This window comes from Pullulanibacillus pueri (genome assembly GCF_014639255.1).
Lineage (GTDB): Bacteria > Bacillota > Bacilli > Bacillales > Sporolactobacillaceae > Pullulanibacillus > Pullulanibacillus pueri.
In genome coordinates, this window is the sequence record NZ_BMFV01000001.1 from 128,743 (window position 1) to 144,209 (window position 15,467).

The following is a 15,467-nucleotide window of genomic DNA, read 5'->3' on the forward strand; positions in this document are numbered from 1 at the left end:
TAAATTTAAGTATATGATTTTTATTGTATTTATTAAAGCATTCAACCTTTCATTATGAAATTTTTGTATACTTAACTTATGCATCGCTTATATCAGATCTTAAGATGAAAGATCCGAGTCAATGGAGGAGCTTATGCCAAAGTATAATAAATTAGTGCGCGACCGCATTCCCGAGATTATTGCCGAGAATGGTCAGACTTACCATGTGAAAAAATTAGAGGAAGAAGACTATCTTGTTGAGTTACGTCGAAAAGCCCAAGAAGAATTAAATGAGTACTTTGAAAGCAGCAAGACTAATGAAGCTATTGAAGAGCTCGCTGATGTGCTTGAAGTGATTTATGCTCTCGGACAGGTCCATGGAGTGGAACCGGCAGAATTAGAGAAAATTCGACGTTTGAAAGCAGAAAGGAGAGGGCGCTTTGCCAAAAAACTCTTTCTCTTGGATGTTGAAGAAGGAAAAGCGTAAAAAAGGGAAATATTTTAGATAAAGGCTGTTAAATGATCGACGTTTTATAAAGACATATTTCCCGGAAAATGAAAGACGCAGTAAAAATGGATTAAAAGGTGGAACAAGATGCTGGTTTTCTTTGGGATTTTTATTGTTTTGGGTCTCTTGATGTCACTTAAACCTTTATGGATTTGGCGCGTGACTGAAAGTTGGCTCACGGAACATGGTAGACCTTCAACGTTATATCTTTATGTTCTGCAGATTCTTGGAGTGATCTTTATTCTTTTGGGTATTATTGGTGAATTTGTTTACTTATTCATGTAAACGGACAACATAGTGTTCCGGCGTTATTGGAGGGGGAAATATGGAGGTAAAGGTTGAACTTTCAAAGTTCAAAGTGAAGTCCGGGAAAGCTAAACGGGTTGATGAGTGGATGCATTTTTTAAATGAACACATGGAAGACGTTCTTTTAACCTTGAAAGATGAAAAAATGCATGTGGAAACTATATTTAGAGAGTGTCATGAGGGGCAGGAGTACTTATATTGGTACTCGATTCAGGGAGAAGGTGGCGTAAGTGTGGAGGATTCCCAGCATGATGTAGATAAAAAGCATTTAGAATTTTGGGCTGAGTGCATTGATGAATCGGGTTCTCCAATAGATATGGAAACAGAAGTCGTGATGATTCCGGATAATATTCGGAAGGCTTTCGGCAAACTGTAAATCAAATGTTTTTTTGCTTTTTATTATGATAGATAGAAGTGACGGACCTTACCACTGAAGAAATCGAACAATTGAAGCAATCCTTATAATTATTGAGTAAGAATCTGGAGGAGTATCTCTTTCTGTCATTAATCTCTATATGTGATAGGATTTCAGTAGATAACATTTTGGGAGAGTCGAAAGATGCGAGAAGTTCATTTACCCATCGTTGTTCGTTCAACGGAGATCGATGTGAATGGTCATGTCAATAATGCAAAATACTTGGAATATCTAGAATGGTCGCGTGAGGAATGGTATGAACAAGCGGGATTAACGTATGATGCCTTTTTACAAATGGGCATTCAAACCGTCACGGTCAATATTAACATTAATTATCGAAAAGAATGCACTCAAGGAGATTGCTTGGACGTTAAAACCACTCCGGAAAAAGTGGGAAGGACTAGCTTTGTTTTTTATCAAGAAATGACTAATCAAAAGGGCGAGGTCTGTGCCGAGGCGTGGGTAACTAGCGTGACAATGGATGAAAAAACGCGTAAGGCGCGTGAGGTGCCCGCGACATTACGAGGCCTTTTCCCGGCTGAATGATAATACATAATGGAAGTATCGTGTAAAGGCTTAAAGTCAATTGTTGTGGGAATAAAGTGTACTCATTTCAAGCCCTTTTCAGGAAATCTTGTTGTGAGCTTAAGGACAGCGAGCCTCTTGGGTAAAAGTCCAGATGATCAGTGTTTTAGAAATACTTAGCCGTTATGTCGGTATTTATTTCGACGCCTCTTGTCTTAGAAAGCAACAATATCCTAGATAGAAACCTTCGCATTAAAGGATAAATTTTCTGTTCTAATGGGGATTAAACCGCAATGCTTAGAATAGAGTCATTTTAAAAAGCGCTAAGGAAAGTGAAGCCATTCCTCGAGCGCTTTTTTGATGTGTCTATTTTTTATGGACGGTATCGCGTTACTCTCTTCGTTGTCTTAGGTTGCAAGCGAAAGAGCTTTAATCCAAAGTTGGTGATAGGATAAAAGAAACGAGAAAATTTCCTGACAATAAAAGCCGCTATCACCCCCACCACGACACTTGCAAGAACATCGGTTGGCCAATGCACACCAGTATACACTCTTGAGAAAATGACAATGATGGCAAAGGTTGTAAAGGTACGGCTTATCCATTTGTTCAGCTTCCAAGTAGCCGCTGCAAATCCAAAGCTTCCTGATCCGTGATCACTTGGAAAGGAAGCATCAGCTGCATGGGGAATGAGCTGATGAAATGTCCCGGGCTGAAGGGAGACGAACGGGCGAGGACGAGCCCAAAAATGAGCAATGATAAAATTAATCACAAGCGCAAAAATACCTGAAAAGAAGGACAGGACTAAGGCATGTCGAGATTCAGGTCTAGAGCGTGGCAATGTGAGCCAGAAAAGGATAAAAAGTAGGGCGTAAATTTCAAGGGCATATTTTGATATAAACATCATTGTGTGATCGAACCATACAATATGGCCAGATAAATTGTTAATCGCGTGATAGATAGTAGTATCAAATGGATTCATGACTTTCTCCTCGTTCAACTGTATCAAAGAGCTTTAGTAATCGTTTAAAAAGTTAAGCAATCTGATCACTTGGTTAAAATGTTTTCTCTTTATTTTAACAGAAAATCAACAATAATGTTGTGATTTTTTCAAACGAAAAACGTTCTTAACCTTTTTAATCATTCTTTAAACTTTTAGCTAAGTGTAAAAACTCAGCTAGTATAGCGGAAGTAGCCCATCGTGGTTATATTGACTCAAAAACCTACATGATTGCAATATTTCCACTTTCTTTTTAAATATCAAAAAAGCACCGGATACGATGAGTTGTATCCGGCGCTAATGAGTGATTAATCCATTAAGTCAGCAACAATTTCATAAGAACGCAAGCGATCTTCATGGTGATAGATTTGGGAGTTGACGATAATTTCGTCAGCCTGAGTATCATTGAGGAAGCTTTCCAACTTCTCTTTAACGGTATCGACCGTGCCAATAATGGTTGCAGGGGACTGTAGGGATTGTCGTACAGCTTCCTGTTCAGGAATTGACCAAACGTCATCAATGTCATCAATTGGTGGTTTTAAAGCCGTTGGCTGACCTCTTCTTAAACTAAGAAATTGTTGTTGTTGTGAGGTTGCTAACCATTTCGCTTTTTCTTCACTATCCGCAGCGAAAATATTGACAGCCACCATCACATGGGGCTTTTCAAGAACCTCTGAAGGTTGAAAGTTCTTGCGGTAAAGATGAAGGGCGGGTAACGTATAGTCAGGTGAAAAATGACTAGCAAACGAAAACGGTAACCCCTTTTGAGCAGCAAGCTGAGCACTAAAACCGCTGGAACCGAGAAGCCAAATAGGAATAGTTAAACCTTCACCAGGATAAGCATGAACGCGAGCTGTTCCTTTAAAATAATCTTGAAGCTCTTCTACTTGTAAAGGAAAGTCTTCAGGGCTACTATGCAAAGTTCTTCGTAAAGCATAGGCGGTAGCCTGATCACTTCCGGGAGCACGGCCAAGACCTAAATCAATACGGTCCGGAAACATCGATTCTAAAGTACCAAATTGTTCAGCAATGACAAGAGGGGCATGGTTGGGCAGCATAATCCCACCCGATCCCACACGAATATGATCGGTTGCTCCAGCAATTCGTCCAATGACAACCGATGTTGCTGAACTCGCGATGCCAGGCATATTGTGGTGTTCCGCTAACCAATAGCGATGGAACCCCCATTTTTCAACGTGCTGAGCTAAATCGACACTTTTATTAAAGGACTCCCCAGGCTGGCTACCTTCGTTGATCGGAGAAAGGTCAAGGACAGATAATGGGATATTATGAAAATGTTTGGGTTGATGTTTAGTCATTATATTAGATACTCCTTATCCTCTTTCTTGTAACGTCAGAATGTATAACTTTTCGGAAAGACCTTATAATTACAACTTTGTTATCGCCGTTAAGACGACAACTTTAATGTGTGAAGGCGTATGCCTAAACATCAGGCTGTGCTTGGCGATGCTGTGAAGGATACGCCAAGTTTTCTCATTAGAAATGATACGGATTGTTTTGGTATTCGTCCAGTAATTTGCCCGAAAGCTGCCATTTTTACTATGAAAAGTAAACATCCCCTCAATGGAGAGGATTGAGAGGATCTGATTGGCTATTGATTATTGATAATCAATGACGGCAGGGGCAGGGTCGAGTTGAATAACGTCCTTTGGTGTTAGCAACGGTTGATCGTTTTTATAGAAGAGTTTAAACCCGCCGTACTGGACAGTTTCATTTCGGATTAATCCATGATAACTCGCAAGTTTACTGCCAGGAGAACCGAAACCGTCATAGTTTATGGCAACCTCTGTATTTTGGGTCGGCTTGATGGCTTCTTTATTGGCAATAATATCGCCTTTAAACTGATGGACGATGACTACTTTGTCCGGCAGATGATGCTTCTTAGTAAGAGTGGAGACATAATTGATGGCTTCTTGAATCTTCTTGCCGTCCACATGGCCGAGATTTACTCCAGGCGTTTGTCCCTCTTTGACATGGAATTCGGTATCAATAGCGAGATAAACATTGGGTAGCTTCAAATAATCCTCTAAAAGCTTGACCTGATGGAGGATGCTATCACGCCCAAGTTGGACATCTAATAAAAGAATGGCGCCATTATCCTTAGCCAGTTTCTCATAATCTTTCAAATCCTGTTCAGGCGTCATATGATAGTATAATTGGTTTGGACCAGGATCACGTTGGGCAATGGTGGTGATCAATTCCAGCGTTGGAATGGCAGGATGAGTTGGATCCGCATTAGAATAGGCTTGCGCTTGTTTTTTTAATTTGGTCATGAGCGTTTCAGGCTCCAATTGCCCAAGGATGCCCATTTGTTTTGAATGGGGATTTCCATAAAAAGCGACAAGGCGGTAATGTTTTAAAGGACCCTGTGTATGATCTTCTCCACCATGTTGCAATGTTTGACCAAAAGGAACACTTCTTTCTCGCGTATCACCATGTGCCTCAAGCAAAGGCATTAATTCAAGCTCATCCTTTGAATAATTGCTTTTGAGTGGTTTTACTCCTTCCTGAGGCGTGAGGGCTTTAAATGGGTCTTGGGGTTTTTGCGGTTTAACCTTCTTTGCAGTAGCTTTTTGTTGATCCCCTTTTTGCTTAGACTCATCAGAGGCTTTTTCTTTGCTTTTATTTTCCACTACATCCTTATTATTTTTCACACTCGATTTATTATGTACGGAGCTACTCGTTTGCTCGGAGCAGGCCGTGGAAAATACGAATAAGAAAGCCATCAGTGCTGTTGTTAGAATAGAGCGATTCAATGTGTTTCACGTCCTTACACGAAGAGTAGGTGGTATTCTTGATGGATCTGACATTTTTCGTCAAAAATAATAGAAACTCTTACTCTAGTGTAACGTATTCTTGAAACAATGTGTCGCTTCTTAATAGATTTGTAAGAAATATGTTATATGCTTGCCAGCTATCTATAAGCAAAGTAAGTCATCAAAAAAGAACGCCCTAATAATTGAGACCACTGAAAAAGTCTCCTTTAAAATAAGATGCTGCCGAGAGGTTGATTGCCACTACAGGTCGCTCGCTTTCCTCATGCCCACAGGACTAAGGAAAGCGACTAAGAGATTAGTCCTCGCAGAAAAATCGTGTTCTTACGATTTTTTGATGTGGGTAGGATCGGTGTTCGACGCACAGGATGTGCTAGCTTCGACGTTGTCACACGGATGTGACGATTTTAGTCGAAGTTCCTTAAGGACGTGACGATTTTAACCGATCGTCCTTAGTGGCCTCAGCTCACTTGGGAATGGAATATTTTTCCAAGTCTTTAGGCTTACAAATCTCCTGTTCCTGCGTCTACACGTATTGGTTCGTCGTTAGCTTCCTCGGAACAACTCAAAGTGTATTCGTGAAGAAACGATCGTTGCTGTTCCCGAAGGAGTCTCGCGCCTTGCGCTTCAATTAACTGACATGTCGAAGGTGTATTCATTTAAACAGACAAACAAAACGCAGAAACTCTCAAACTTTATTGAGAGTTTCTGCGTTTTTTAATTCATAAAGAAAGTCACTAAGTGAAATGGATGGTTACGGTGATTTCTAAACAATAGTCAATAAAGCTAAGTCCCTCCATGGACCTCCATAATCTCATAATACCTCAATGATCTTAACGATTTTTCATTTGTGTATGAAGTGCTTAAGGATAAGTATTGCTTAATCAATGGTCGAAGTGCTACTGACCCTAATCTTATTGATGTTATCGAAAAGGAAGAAGTCCTTCTTGGTGACTTTATGATTTTGTTTTGTGACTAGGGGCGAGGTCTGCTTTTAACTTGGTTTGCATGGCGGCGAATTGATCAGAAACTTCCTTTTCAGGTGCCTTTGTTAATAAACTGACCACGATTAATGCAATAAGCCCGAGGATAAATCCAGGGATCATTTCATAAATATTAGTTTGAGCCCAATCCATAAAATGCGGAAGAGGGAGATGGGAAATGTTTAGCCAAAAAATAACAGTGAGTCCTCCAACCATCATTCCAGCAAGGGCCCCCCAGCGGGTCATGCGTTTCCAATAGAGACTGAGCAGAATGACCGGGCCAAAGGCGGAGCCAAAGCCTGCCCACGCATGGCTCACAATATCTAAGATGGATTGGCTTGTATAAGAGAGACCAATCGCAATCAAAGCAATGAGAAGAACGGCTCCACGTCCGATAAAGACAAGTTCTTTGTCTGAGGCGCTTCTTCTAAAGAAAGTTTTATAAAAGTCTTCTGTTACTGCACTTGAGCTGACGAGAAGTTGTGAGGAGATTGTACTCATAATCGCAGCAAGCACAGCAGCAAGGATAAAACCAGTAATCAGGGGGTTAAAAAGAATATCGGCAAATTCAATAAATACGGTTTCTGGATTTTTTAATGAACCCCCATGATGGGAGAAATAAGAAATGCCAATAAGCCCAACGGCCATTGCACCTATAATGGAGATGATCATCCAACTCATGCCGATTCGACGAGCCGTGCGAAGTTCTCGAGTCGATTTAATCGCCATGAATCGTACGATAATATGAGGTTGGCCAAAATAACCTAATCCCCAAGCAATTAATGATAGAATGCCGATGACGGAAGTTCCAGTGAATAAATTGAGAAGATGTGGATTAATGGAACGAATATCTTCTGTCATAGTATGAGTTCCACCTACATGAGTAAGGGCAACAATGGGAACTAAGATTAAGGCGACAAACATGATGCAACCTTGAACAAAATCCGTCATACTGACAGCTAAGAAACCACCAAATAAAGTATAACAAACAACAACCGCGACAGTGACGAGAAGGCCAGTAGTATAATTAAGTCCGAAGGCTGATTCAAATAATGTTCCCCCAGAGACCATCCCGGAGGATACGTACAGCGTAAAAAAGACAAGAATGACAAGACCAGAAACGAGCCGTAAAAGATTGGAACGATCTTGAAAACGATTTTCTAGGTAATCGGGAATCGTAATGGAATCCTCAGCGATTTCTGTGTAAACACGGAATCTGGGAGCCAGCAATAAATAATTGCAATAAGCACCGATACATAAACCGATGGATAACCATGCACTCGAGAGTCCTGAGGCATACATAGCACCGGGGAGTCCCATCAACATCCATCCACTCATGTCAGAAGCCCCTGCAGATAGAGCGGTGACTGCTGGACCAAGCCCACGTCCTGCCAACATGTAATCCGATATGTTAGTCGTTCGTCTATATGAATAATATCCGATGGCTAACATGGCGATCATGTAAATACTGAGAGAAACAATGACTTCTCCTTGCATTTTCACACTCCTTCCAATAGTCTCCAATAACCTTTTTTAAACTTATTAAAACAAGGTCATTTTTAAATATAGTTTATCTTATGACAAGTATGTCAAAAAAATGGTGTTTTTAGGATCATTGACAGAGGAAATATATTTTATGAGGGGAGTAAAAAGGATCATGCGCTTTGCAAAGAGGAATCGTCGAAACAGTCATCTCTCAAGAACCCTATCATAGATATAAAGAGAGGGAGAACGTTGAGCTTCTCCCTTATATTTAAGACTGGCCATTTTAGTTTATAAAGTTTAATAAAAAGGAAAGGGTGGAAAAAAGGGTCTCGGATAAAAATAAGGGTATGGAACAGGATAAAAAGGTGGACGATACGGGCCCCAATATCGATAGGGAGGCTGTCCCCAGTGACCACCATGGTAATATCCTCCGTGATGAGCGCTAAGTTGTCGTTCAGGATACATTTTCTTTTGCTCCTTTTTCTATAGGTTAACTGACTTGTTCATTATTAACCTATGATGAAACAAGGCGTATGTTCCTATGAAAAAAGCCTATTTTATAAGGGGGAACTGCTCAAAGTGAACCCGTTTAGGAGACAGGTAATACGATTTGAAAGGTTGTCTCCTCCTCCGTTGAATGGCAAGAGATACTTCCGTGATGTTTTTCGATAATTTTTTTACAAACATAAAGACCAATACCGGTACCTAATTCCTTTGTCGTATAAAAAGGTTCAAAGATTGTTTTTAGCGTGTTTTCTGGGATGGACGGTCCGTTATTGGTGAGACTGATTTTGATTTGTTCGTCTTCTTCATAACATTTTATTTTTATTTTGCGAGGCGTCTTATGAAGTTTAACAGCGTCAATGGAATTTAAAAGGATATTGATGAAGACTTGCTTGAGTTCATCTTCATTGGCCATGATCGTTTTTTCAAAATTAAACTCGGTTTCGATCACGATATCACCATCAAGTAGACTAGGATATATAAAATCTAAGACCTCGTCAATTAAAGTGACGAGAATAATATTTTTCTTTTCTTTATCAATAATTTCAATCTTAGAAGTATGTAAAAATTGAGTAATTCTAAAATTCAACTGTCTTAATTCACGTTCAATGATATCTAAATACATAGGATTGGTCTGTCCAGCTTTAATTAACTTGACAAAACCCATTACAGAAGTTAATGGATTTCGAAATTCATGGACAAAGCTGGAAGACATTTGACCTAATAAAGAAAGACGATCCTTATGCGTTTGATTGATATAGAGTACTTTATCTTGTAACTCCTGTTCTTTAGATCGTGTGAATTTATTGACTGCATAGTAAGAAAAGCGATCAAAACAAGAATTAATATTGTTGACAATAGGTGATAACTCCTGAATGGACATTCCTGATTGATGGATGAAACTGATTAAAAGGGTGCGTCCCATGTTTAAACTGTAAACAAAATCCCCAATGTGGACATTGGCTTGGACTCTTTCGTTGGCTATTTTATTCGCGAGTTTTTCTATTTCTTGATCGGACAAAGCATTGTTAATCGACTTTATGGCTAAAGCAAATAGAGCCAGGGCATGCTTAGGAAACCGCTCTTTGTAAATATCCTCTTTATTGGAATAGATTAAGTCTATCCATTTTTTGATGAGATCTGAGCGATGCAACCTAAGATATTGAATAAGTTTTTCTTTACTGGATAAAAGAAAAGTAGAGTCCAACAGTGAAGTCCCCCTCAAAACTCGTTTTTTTCCTACTTCTACATTTCTATCTTACTATGAATTCTCATAATTTCTATAAGAAATTAAAAATTTTTAAAGAAATTATTCTAAATATTAAGTATTAATAAACAAAGGTATTTTAGTTATGCTAGTACATGTGATTATTTACAGTAAAATCATAATATGGAAAACAACGAAACCTTTTTCTTACTTATCCGTATTTTATTAAAAATCTATATTTTTGGATGCGATTGATTCTATTGTGAAGGGAGGGTAGAGATGGTTGATCTTCTATCAATTTATTGGTATGTGCTCGTTGGGAGTTTTGTCATTGCGATTTTATTGTTCTTTTTAGGAGATATTTTTGACGGGATTCTGGATGGTTTCTTTCATCCGCTTTTAATCTTTGGCACATTAGCCGTCATTTCTGGAACAGGAATCATTTTAACGACATATACGAGTCTTAGTGTAAGTCTAGTCCTGATCATTGGTCTTATTTTAGGCAGTGTAACTTATATTTCACTTTATTATTTTCTTATTATCCCATTATCGCGAGCAGAAAGTTCCAACGCCCATTCTATTCGGGATTATGAAGGCAGAATGGCAGAAGTCATTACGACTATTCCTGAACATGGCTATGGAGAGGTCTACATCCCGTCTGCGATTGGGAGTCAAAATGAAACCGCCAAAAGTTTTGATGGGATTAAGATTTTAAGTGGTCAAAGAGTTGTGATTGTTCAAGTTGATGAAGAAGGGGTACTCCATGTCTCTCCGATGGAAGACCTCTTAGATTCATAATAAGGGGGAAATCGAATGGATATGAATGCATTGATTGTCGTTGGAGTTGTCGTCGTTGTTATTTTAATTTTGGCCATCGCCTTTGCCTCGCGCTATAAGACAGTAGGTGCAGATGATGCGATGATCATTACGGGAAGCTTTTTAGGTTCAAAGAATGTATTTAGGGACGCCTCGGATGGAAGGATTAAAATTGTACGTGGTGGCGGGGCTTTTATTTTACCTGTTTTTCAACAAAAGGAACTCATTAGTTTACGCTCTCATAAGCTTGACGTATCGACTCCTAATGTCTATACCGAAAATGGTGTGCCTGTTATGGCCGATGCTACTGCTATCATTAAAGTTGGCAATACAACAGAAGCAATTGCGACAGCAGCCGAACAATTTTTGGGTAAACAGGATGCCGAGCTTGAAGGTGAAGCCCAAGAGGTTCTAGAGGGTCATCTGCGAGCCATTCTTGGAACGATGACCGTCGAAGAAATCTATAAAAATCGCGAGCGTTTTGCCCAAGAGGTTCAAGGTCAAGCCTCGATAGATTTGAAGAAAATGGGATTGCAAATCGTGTCTTTTACCATTAAAGATGTCCAAGATGAGAATGGATATCTCGAAGCCCTTGGGAAGCCAAGAATTGCTGAGGTGAAGCGAGATGCGGATATATCGGAGGCAGATGCTTTAAGAGATTCACGGATTCGTAAAGCCCAGGCCGATGAAGAAGGACAAAAAGCGGAGCTCCTACGGGATACAAATATTGCTGAAGCAACGAAAGAGAAGGAATTGAAGATGGCATCCTTTAAAAGGGAGCAAGATCGTTCGAAGGCGGAAGCTGATATGGCTTATGATTTGCAAAAGGCACGTTCTGAACAGGAAGTTACAGAAGAACAAATGAAAATTGAATTGGTTAAAAAACAAAAAGCTATTGAATTAGAAGAGAAGGAGATCTTACGGAGTGAACGTCAATATGATGCTGAGGTAAAGAAAAAAGCGGACGCGGATCGCTATGCTGCCGAACAGCGCGCAGAGGCTGATAAAGTTACACGCCTGAAAGCGGCTGAAGCTGATGCCGAGAAGGTCCGTTTGGAAGGGGAAGCAGCTGCCTCATCAGAACGTGCTCGAGGGAATGCCCAAGCTGAAATTATACGGGCCAGGGGTCTTGCCGAAGCCGAAGCGAAAGAGAAGCTTGCTGAGGCTATGGAAAAGTATGGTGAAGCGGCCATTCTTGATATGCTTGCGAAAATGTTACCAGAGTTCGCCGAAAAAGTAGCGTCTCCACTACGCGCTATAGATAAGGTCACTGTGATTGACAATGGAGGAGCTTCAGATAAAAGTGACGGGGCAACACGAATGAGTCATTATGTCACAAAACTCATGACACAAATGCCAGAAACGTTGAAAGATGTTTCAGGGATAGATCTGAATGGGATCTTACAGGGATTAACGCAAAAAACACCCCTAAAGATGTTTAAGCATTTCTCCGAGGCAGCCGCAAGCACTCCATCAACGGTGGAAGAGGGGAAACAGAATAGTATCGAGGAATAATATAGGGGAGCCGTCTCGAAAGTCTAAACTGGACGCTTGGAGAGGGCTTCCTCTCTATGTTTGGCGAGACTAACAGCCTTATTATATCAAAGAATGAGAAAGTAGCCTCAATCATTGATATTCTTAGTACAGCTCTTTTGGTGTTAACACATATAATTTTCTTTAAACATAGAGAGTTGACTTTATCCTTTCGGGGGCATAATATATCTTTTTGATAGATGCAACAGGCCGCATTGAATTTGGAATACAGGGAGATTGACATGAAAGACGAATCTATCCAACTGAATAAGGTTATTATTCGCAAGTTAGAAATGAAGATGAAACACCCTTTTAAGACAAGTTATGGATCGACGCAAACAAAGCAGTTTTTATTGATAGAGGCCATTGATCAAGACGGTCGGAGTGGCTGGGGAGAATCTGTTGCCATGGATCTGCCGTGGTATACAGAGGAAACAGTCAAGACGACGGAATATTTACTTGAAGATGTCCTTATTCCTCTTTTATTAAAATCCCCTATTGATCATCCTGATCAGGTGAGTGAGCGTTTTGCCTTTATACGGCGAAATAACATGGCAAAAGCCTCAGTGGAGGGAGCGATCTGGGATTTATATGCTAAGCGCCAAGACGTGTCTTTAGCGCGAGCGCTTGGAGGGAAGAAGTCAACGATTGATGTCGGGATTAGTCTTGGCCTTCCTGAGTCAATGCCTCAGCTGTTTGAACAAATAGAGAGCTACTTACGAGAAGGTTACAAACGCTTTAAGTTTAAAATAAAACCTGGACAAGATGTGGCGTTTCTTAGAGCCATACGGGAGGTCTTTCCAGATCTCCCAATGATGGCTGATGCCAATTCTGCTTATACTTTAAAGGACAGTGAACACTTGAAGCAGCTTGATGATCTTGATTTAATGATGATTGAGCAACCTTTAGGGCACGAGGATATCCTCGATCATGCTGAGCTACAGAAACAGCTTCAAACCCCGATTTGTTTAGATGAGAGTATCCATTCGCTAGATGATGTCCGCCATGCGATTAGGCTAGGGAGTTGCCAAATTATAAATATCAAAATTGGACGTGTTGGTGGTCTTACAATGGCAAAGAGAATCCACGACCTATGTGCTAAACATGGTATTGAGGTTTGGTGTGGGGGAATGCTTGAAGCCGGTGTCGGGCGAGCACACAATATCGCCTTAACAACATTATCTCAGTTTACACTCCCCGGAGATACAGCCGGTTCTTCTCGCTACTGGTTTGAAGATATCATCCAACCCGAAGTGACTGTAAAAAAAGGTACAATCGAAGTACCGACAGCACCAGGCATAGGGTATGCCATCAATCATGACGCTGTTAAGCGCTATTTAATAGACGAAAAAGTGTATACAATGTAAACACCTAATTTCCTATGTCACGCTTATGTTTTGGTATAGTGTAAAAAATGGGCCCAGAATCTTCTCGGAAGGTTTTGGGCTCTATTCTTTTAGTTCTATTATATACGTTGGGATTTATAATGATAATCTACTATTAAATTGATTGCTGTGATGCTTTTTGTTAGTTTCAGCCTTGATATGTGCGCCCAGCTCCTCTCATCTCCCCATTACGTCGGAATCTATAGCAATCATGTAGGTTTGGTCTCGCTATTTTCGTTGGAATTTTATTGGTAGTCACACTTTTTAGTGTCTCAACATTTGACTTAGAACCTTTCCTTTAAACAAAAAAGGGGAGAAAGTGCGTAAAGGCACGAGCATACGTATTCAATCGATAAATAATTTTAAAATTCTAAAGTTAATGACATAACCCTTTCTGGTGCGCATATCTTTAAAATGATATGAAAGCGCTTTTATTATTTATGAAATTTCCTGTGAGTGTTCTTCTGGATTTAACGTTTTTATGCGTTGAATGTACATTCATCCTGCTTGACCGACGGTTAGGCTACTGAAGCTTGATTTTAAATTAACTTAATTATGAAACTCTGATTGACTTGCGGCCTACCTTGTTTCCTCATATAGAAAAGTCTTTTGGGTAGGAATTAAAAAAGAAAGAAAAAGGGGGTTAATGGAGACATTTGTTGCATTCATTCATTATTCTAGGGGGATGAAATATGAAGAAGTTTGTCATTGTTGTTATTTCTCTTCTTGTGATTTCTGTGATCCTCTCAGGGTGTTCAAAATCAGGAGGGTCAGGGTCTGGTTCGGGCAAAGTAACGCTCACGCTTTACTCCACAATGAATACGGACGAAGCGCCTAAATTTAAAAAGGTCATTGCCGATTTTGAAAAGGAACATCCCGACATTAAAATAAATGCCAATTTCCCAGGTGAGGACTATGAAAAACTATTAAGAGTTAAAATGGCAGCGAATGAAATGCCTGATTTATTTGATACACATGGCTGGGCAATCAAACGTTATGGGGATTATACGGCTGATTTAAGTGATATGGATTGGGTCAAAGATATGGATGAAGCGATGAAGCCGATTTTAACCGATGATAAAGGGAAGGTTTACGCCTATCCGATGAATGAAGCGAAGGATGGTTTAGCTTATAATAAGAAGTTAATTGAAAAATATGGAATAACACCACCAACGACGATCGATGACTTTGTTAAGGCTTTGGAAACGGTGAAAGAAAAAAGTAACGGCAAGGTTACGCCTTTATGGATTGGTGGGAGTGAAGCCACAGCTTTTGGAGGCATCTATGATCTCATGGCGACACCCTTGTTAATTACTGATAAGGATCATGATTATAGTAAACAACTCCTTGATGGCAGCTTTGACTGGTCACATTACGATAAATTATCAGAATTATTAAAACAAATAAAAGATGAGGGGTTAGTAAACAAAGACGCTTTGACAGCAAAAGGCACACAAGCCACCCAGTTAATGGCCCAAGGAAAGATCGCTTTTGCTTTTATTAGTGGCTCATTTGGTCCAGAGACGACAGCTTTAAATAAGGATGTCCAAGTAGGGTTGTTGCCGACGCCTGCTTTTTACCCTAATCAAAAACCTGTTTACACAGGAGGTGAGCGCTATACAGTCGCGGTCTGGAAAGACTCGAAGCATCAAAAGGAAGCTAAAGAGTTTATTGATTTCATTTCACAACCAAAGTATGTCAAACAAATCGCTGAATTGTCTTCTCTTCCTCCAGGGCTGACCAATGTTAAAGTCGATAATTATTATTCTGATGACTATAACAAATACAGTGATTCACCAATTGTTCCTTATTTTGATCGTGTTTATTTGCCAAGTGGGATGTGGGATGTCATGGGGAAAACGGGTCAAGATTTGTTCAGTGGTGCCAAAACCCCGGCCCAGGTGTCTAAACAAATGGGAGATGAGTATACACGACTGAGAAAACAAAACCAATAGAATGATGGTGACTTTGGGGGATAAGGACCGCATAGGGTCTTTTATCCCCGCAAAAAAAGACTACCTTTTGGATC

At 40.1% G+C, this 15,467-nt stretch carries 14 protein-coding genes; 9 read left to right on the top strand and 5 right to left on the bottom strand.

The features are described 5' to 3' along the window. Positions 1-133 precede the first annotated feature (133 nt). The 4 genes from IEV91_RS00525 to IEV91_RS00540 all read left to right on the top strand — a co-directional run bounded on the left by IEV91_RS00525 (position 134) and on the right by IEV91_RS00540 (position 1,754). The gene (locus IEV91_RS00525) at positions 134-466 is read left to right on the top strand and encodes a nucleoside triphosphate pyrophosphohydrolase (RefSeq protein WP_188494996.1); all 333 of its coding nucleotides are present in this window, start codon (positions 134-136) and stop codon (positions 464-466) included. Positions 467-574: 108 nt separating this feature from the next. Further along, positions 575-772: a DUF6199 family natural product biosynthesis protein gene (locus IEV91_RS00530; RefSeq protein WP_188494998.1), complete on the top strand. Its 198-nt coding sequence runs from the start codon at positions 575-577 to the stop codon at positions 770-772. A 40-nt stretch (positions 773-812) separates the two neighbouring features. Next, positions 813-1,169, top strand: a complete 357-nt coding sequence (locus tag IEV91_RS00535) for a DUF6176 family protein (protein ID WP_188495000.1) — start codon at positions 813-815, stop codon at positions 1,167-1,169. Positions 1,170-1,352: 183 nt separating this feature from the next. Next, positions 1,353-1,754 carry an acyl-CoA thioesterase gene (locus IEV91_RS00540; RefSeq protein WP_188495002.1) on the top strand — a complete coding sequence of 134 codons (402 nt, stop codon included), beginning with the start codon at positions 1,353-1,355 and terminating at the stop codon, positions 1,752-1,754. Between the two features lie 352 nt (positions 1,755-2,106). Here the strand turns inward: IEV91_RS00540 and IEV91_RS00545 are convergent, their stop codons facing one another. Both IEV91_RS00545 and IEV91_RS00550 read right to left on the bottom strand, forming a co-directional pair. Continuing rightward, positions 2,107-2,712 (bottom strand): undecaprenyl-diphosphatase, encoded by a 606-nt coding sequence (locus IEV91_RS00545; protein ID WP_188495004.1) that lies wholly within the window; start codon positions 2,710-2,712, stop codon positions 2,107-2,109. 326 nt (positions 2,713-3,038) lie between these two features. Next, positions 3,039-4,049 (bottom strand): LLM class flavin-dependent oxidoreductase, encoded by a 1,011-nt coding sequence (locus IEV91_RS00550; RefSeq protein ID WP_188495005.1) that lies wholly within the window; start codon positions 4,047-4,049, stop codon positions 3,039-3,041. A 120-nt stretch (positions 4,050-4,169) separates the two neighbouring features. Between IEV91_RS00550 and IEV91_RS00555 the strand changes: the two genes are divergently transcribed. Next, positions 4,170-4,328, top strand: coding sequence for a hypothetical protein (locus IEV91_RS00555; RefSeq protein WP_188495006.1), 159 nt, complete (start codon positions 4,170-4,172; stop codon positions 4,326-4,328). A gap of 21 nt (positions 4,329-4,349) precedes the next feature. Here IEV91_RS00555 and IEV91_RS00560 read toward each other — a convergent pair whose 3' ends face one another. The 3 genes from IEV91_RS00560 to IEV91_RS00570 all read right to left on the bottom strand — a co-directional run bounded on the left by IEV91_RS00560 (position 4,350) and on the right by IEV91_RS00570 (position 9,704). After that, on the bottom strand, positions 4,350-5,507 hold the full coding sequence (locus IEV91_RS00560) for a hypothetical protein (protein ID WP_229745332.1): 1,158 nt from the start codon (positions 5,505-5,507) through the stop codon (positions 4,350-4,352). 974 nt (positions 5,508-6,481) lie between these two features. Beyond that, positions 6,482-8,005, bottom strand: coding sequence for a sodium/proline symporter PutP (putP, locus tag IEV91_RS00565; RefSeq protein ID WP_188495007.1), 1,524 nt, complete (start codon positions 8,003-8,005; stop codon positions 6,482-6,484). Between the two features lie 577 nt (positions 8,006-8,582). Continuing rightward, entirely contained in the window at positions 8,583-9,704 is a 1,122-nt protein-coding gene (locus tag IEV91_RS00570; RefSeq protein ID WP_188495008.1) for a sensor histidine kinase, read from the bottom strand. Between the two features lie 279 nt (positions 9,705-9,983). Here IEV91_RS00570 and IEV91_RS00575 point away from each other — a divergent pair, with 279 nt between their 5' ends. The 4 genes from IEV91_RS00575 to IEV91_RS00590 all read left to right on the top strand — a co-directional run bounded on the left by IEV91_RS00575 (position 9,984) and on the right by IEV91_RS00590 (position 15,393). Further along, positions 9,984-10,502 (top strand): NfeD family protein, encoded by a 519-nt coding sequence (locus IEV91_RS00575; RefSeq protein WP_188495009.1) that lies wholly within the window; start codon positions 9,984-9,986, stop codon positions 10,500-10,502. A 15-nt stretch (positions 10,503-10,517) separates the two neighbouring features. Then, positions 10,518-12,035 carry a flotillin lipid rafts scaffold protein FloT gene (floT, locus tag IEV91_RS00580; RefSeq protein ID WP_188495010.1) on the top strand — a complete coding sequence of 506 codons (1,518 nt, stop codon included), beginning with the start codon at positions 10,518-10,520 and terminating at the stop codon, positions 12,033-12,035. Positions 12,036-12,295: 260 nt separating this feature from the next. Continuing rightward, a complete protein-coding gene (gene menC, locus IEV91_RS00585) occupies positions 12,296-13,420 on the top strand; it encodes an o-succinylbenzoate synthase (protein WP_229745335.1) in 1,125 nt (374 codons plus the stop codon). Positions 13,421-14,130: 710 nt separating this feature from the next. Continuing rightward, positions 14,131-15,393 (top strand): extracellular solute-binding protein, encoded by a 1,263-nt coding sequence (locus IEV91_RS00590; RefSeq protein ID WP_188495011.1) that lies wholly within the window; start codon positions 14,131-14,133, stop codon positions 15,391-15,393. Positions 15,394-15,467: the final 74 nt, after the last annotated feature.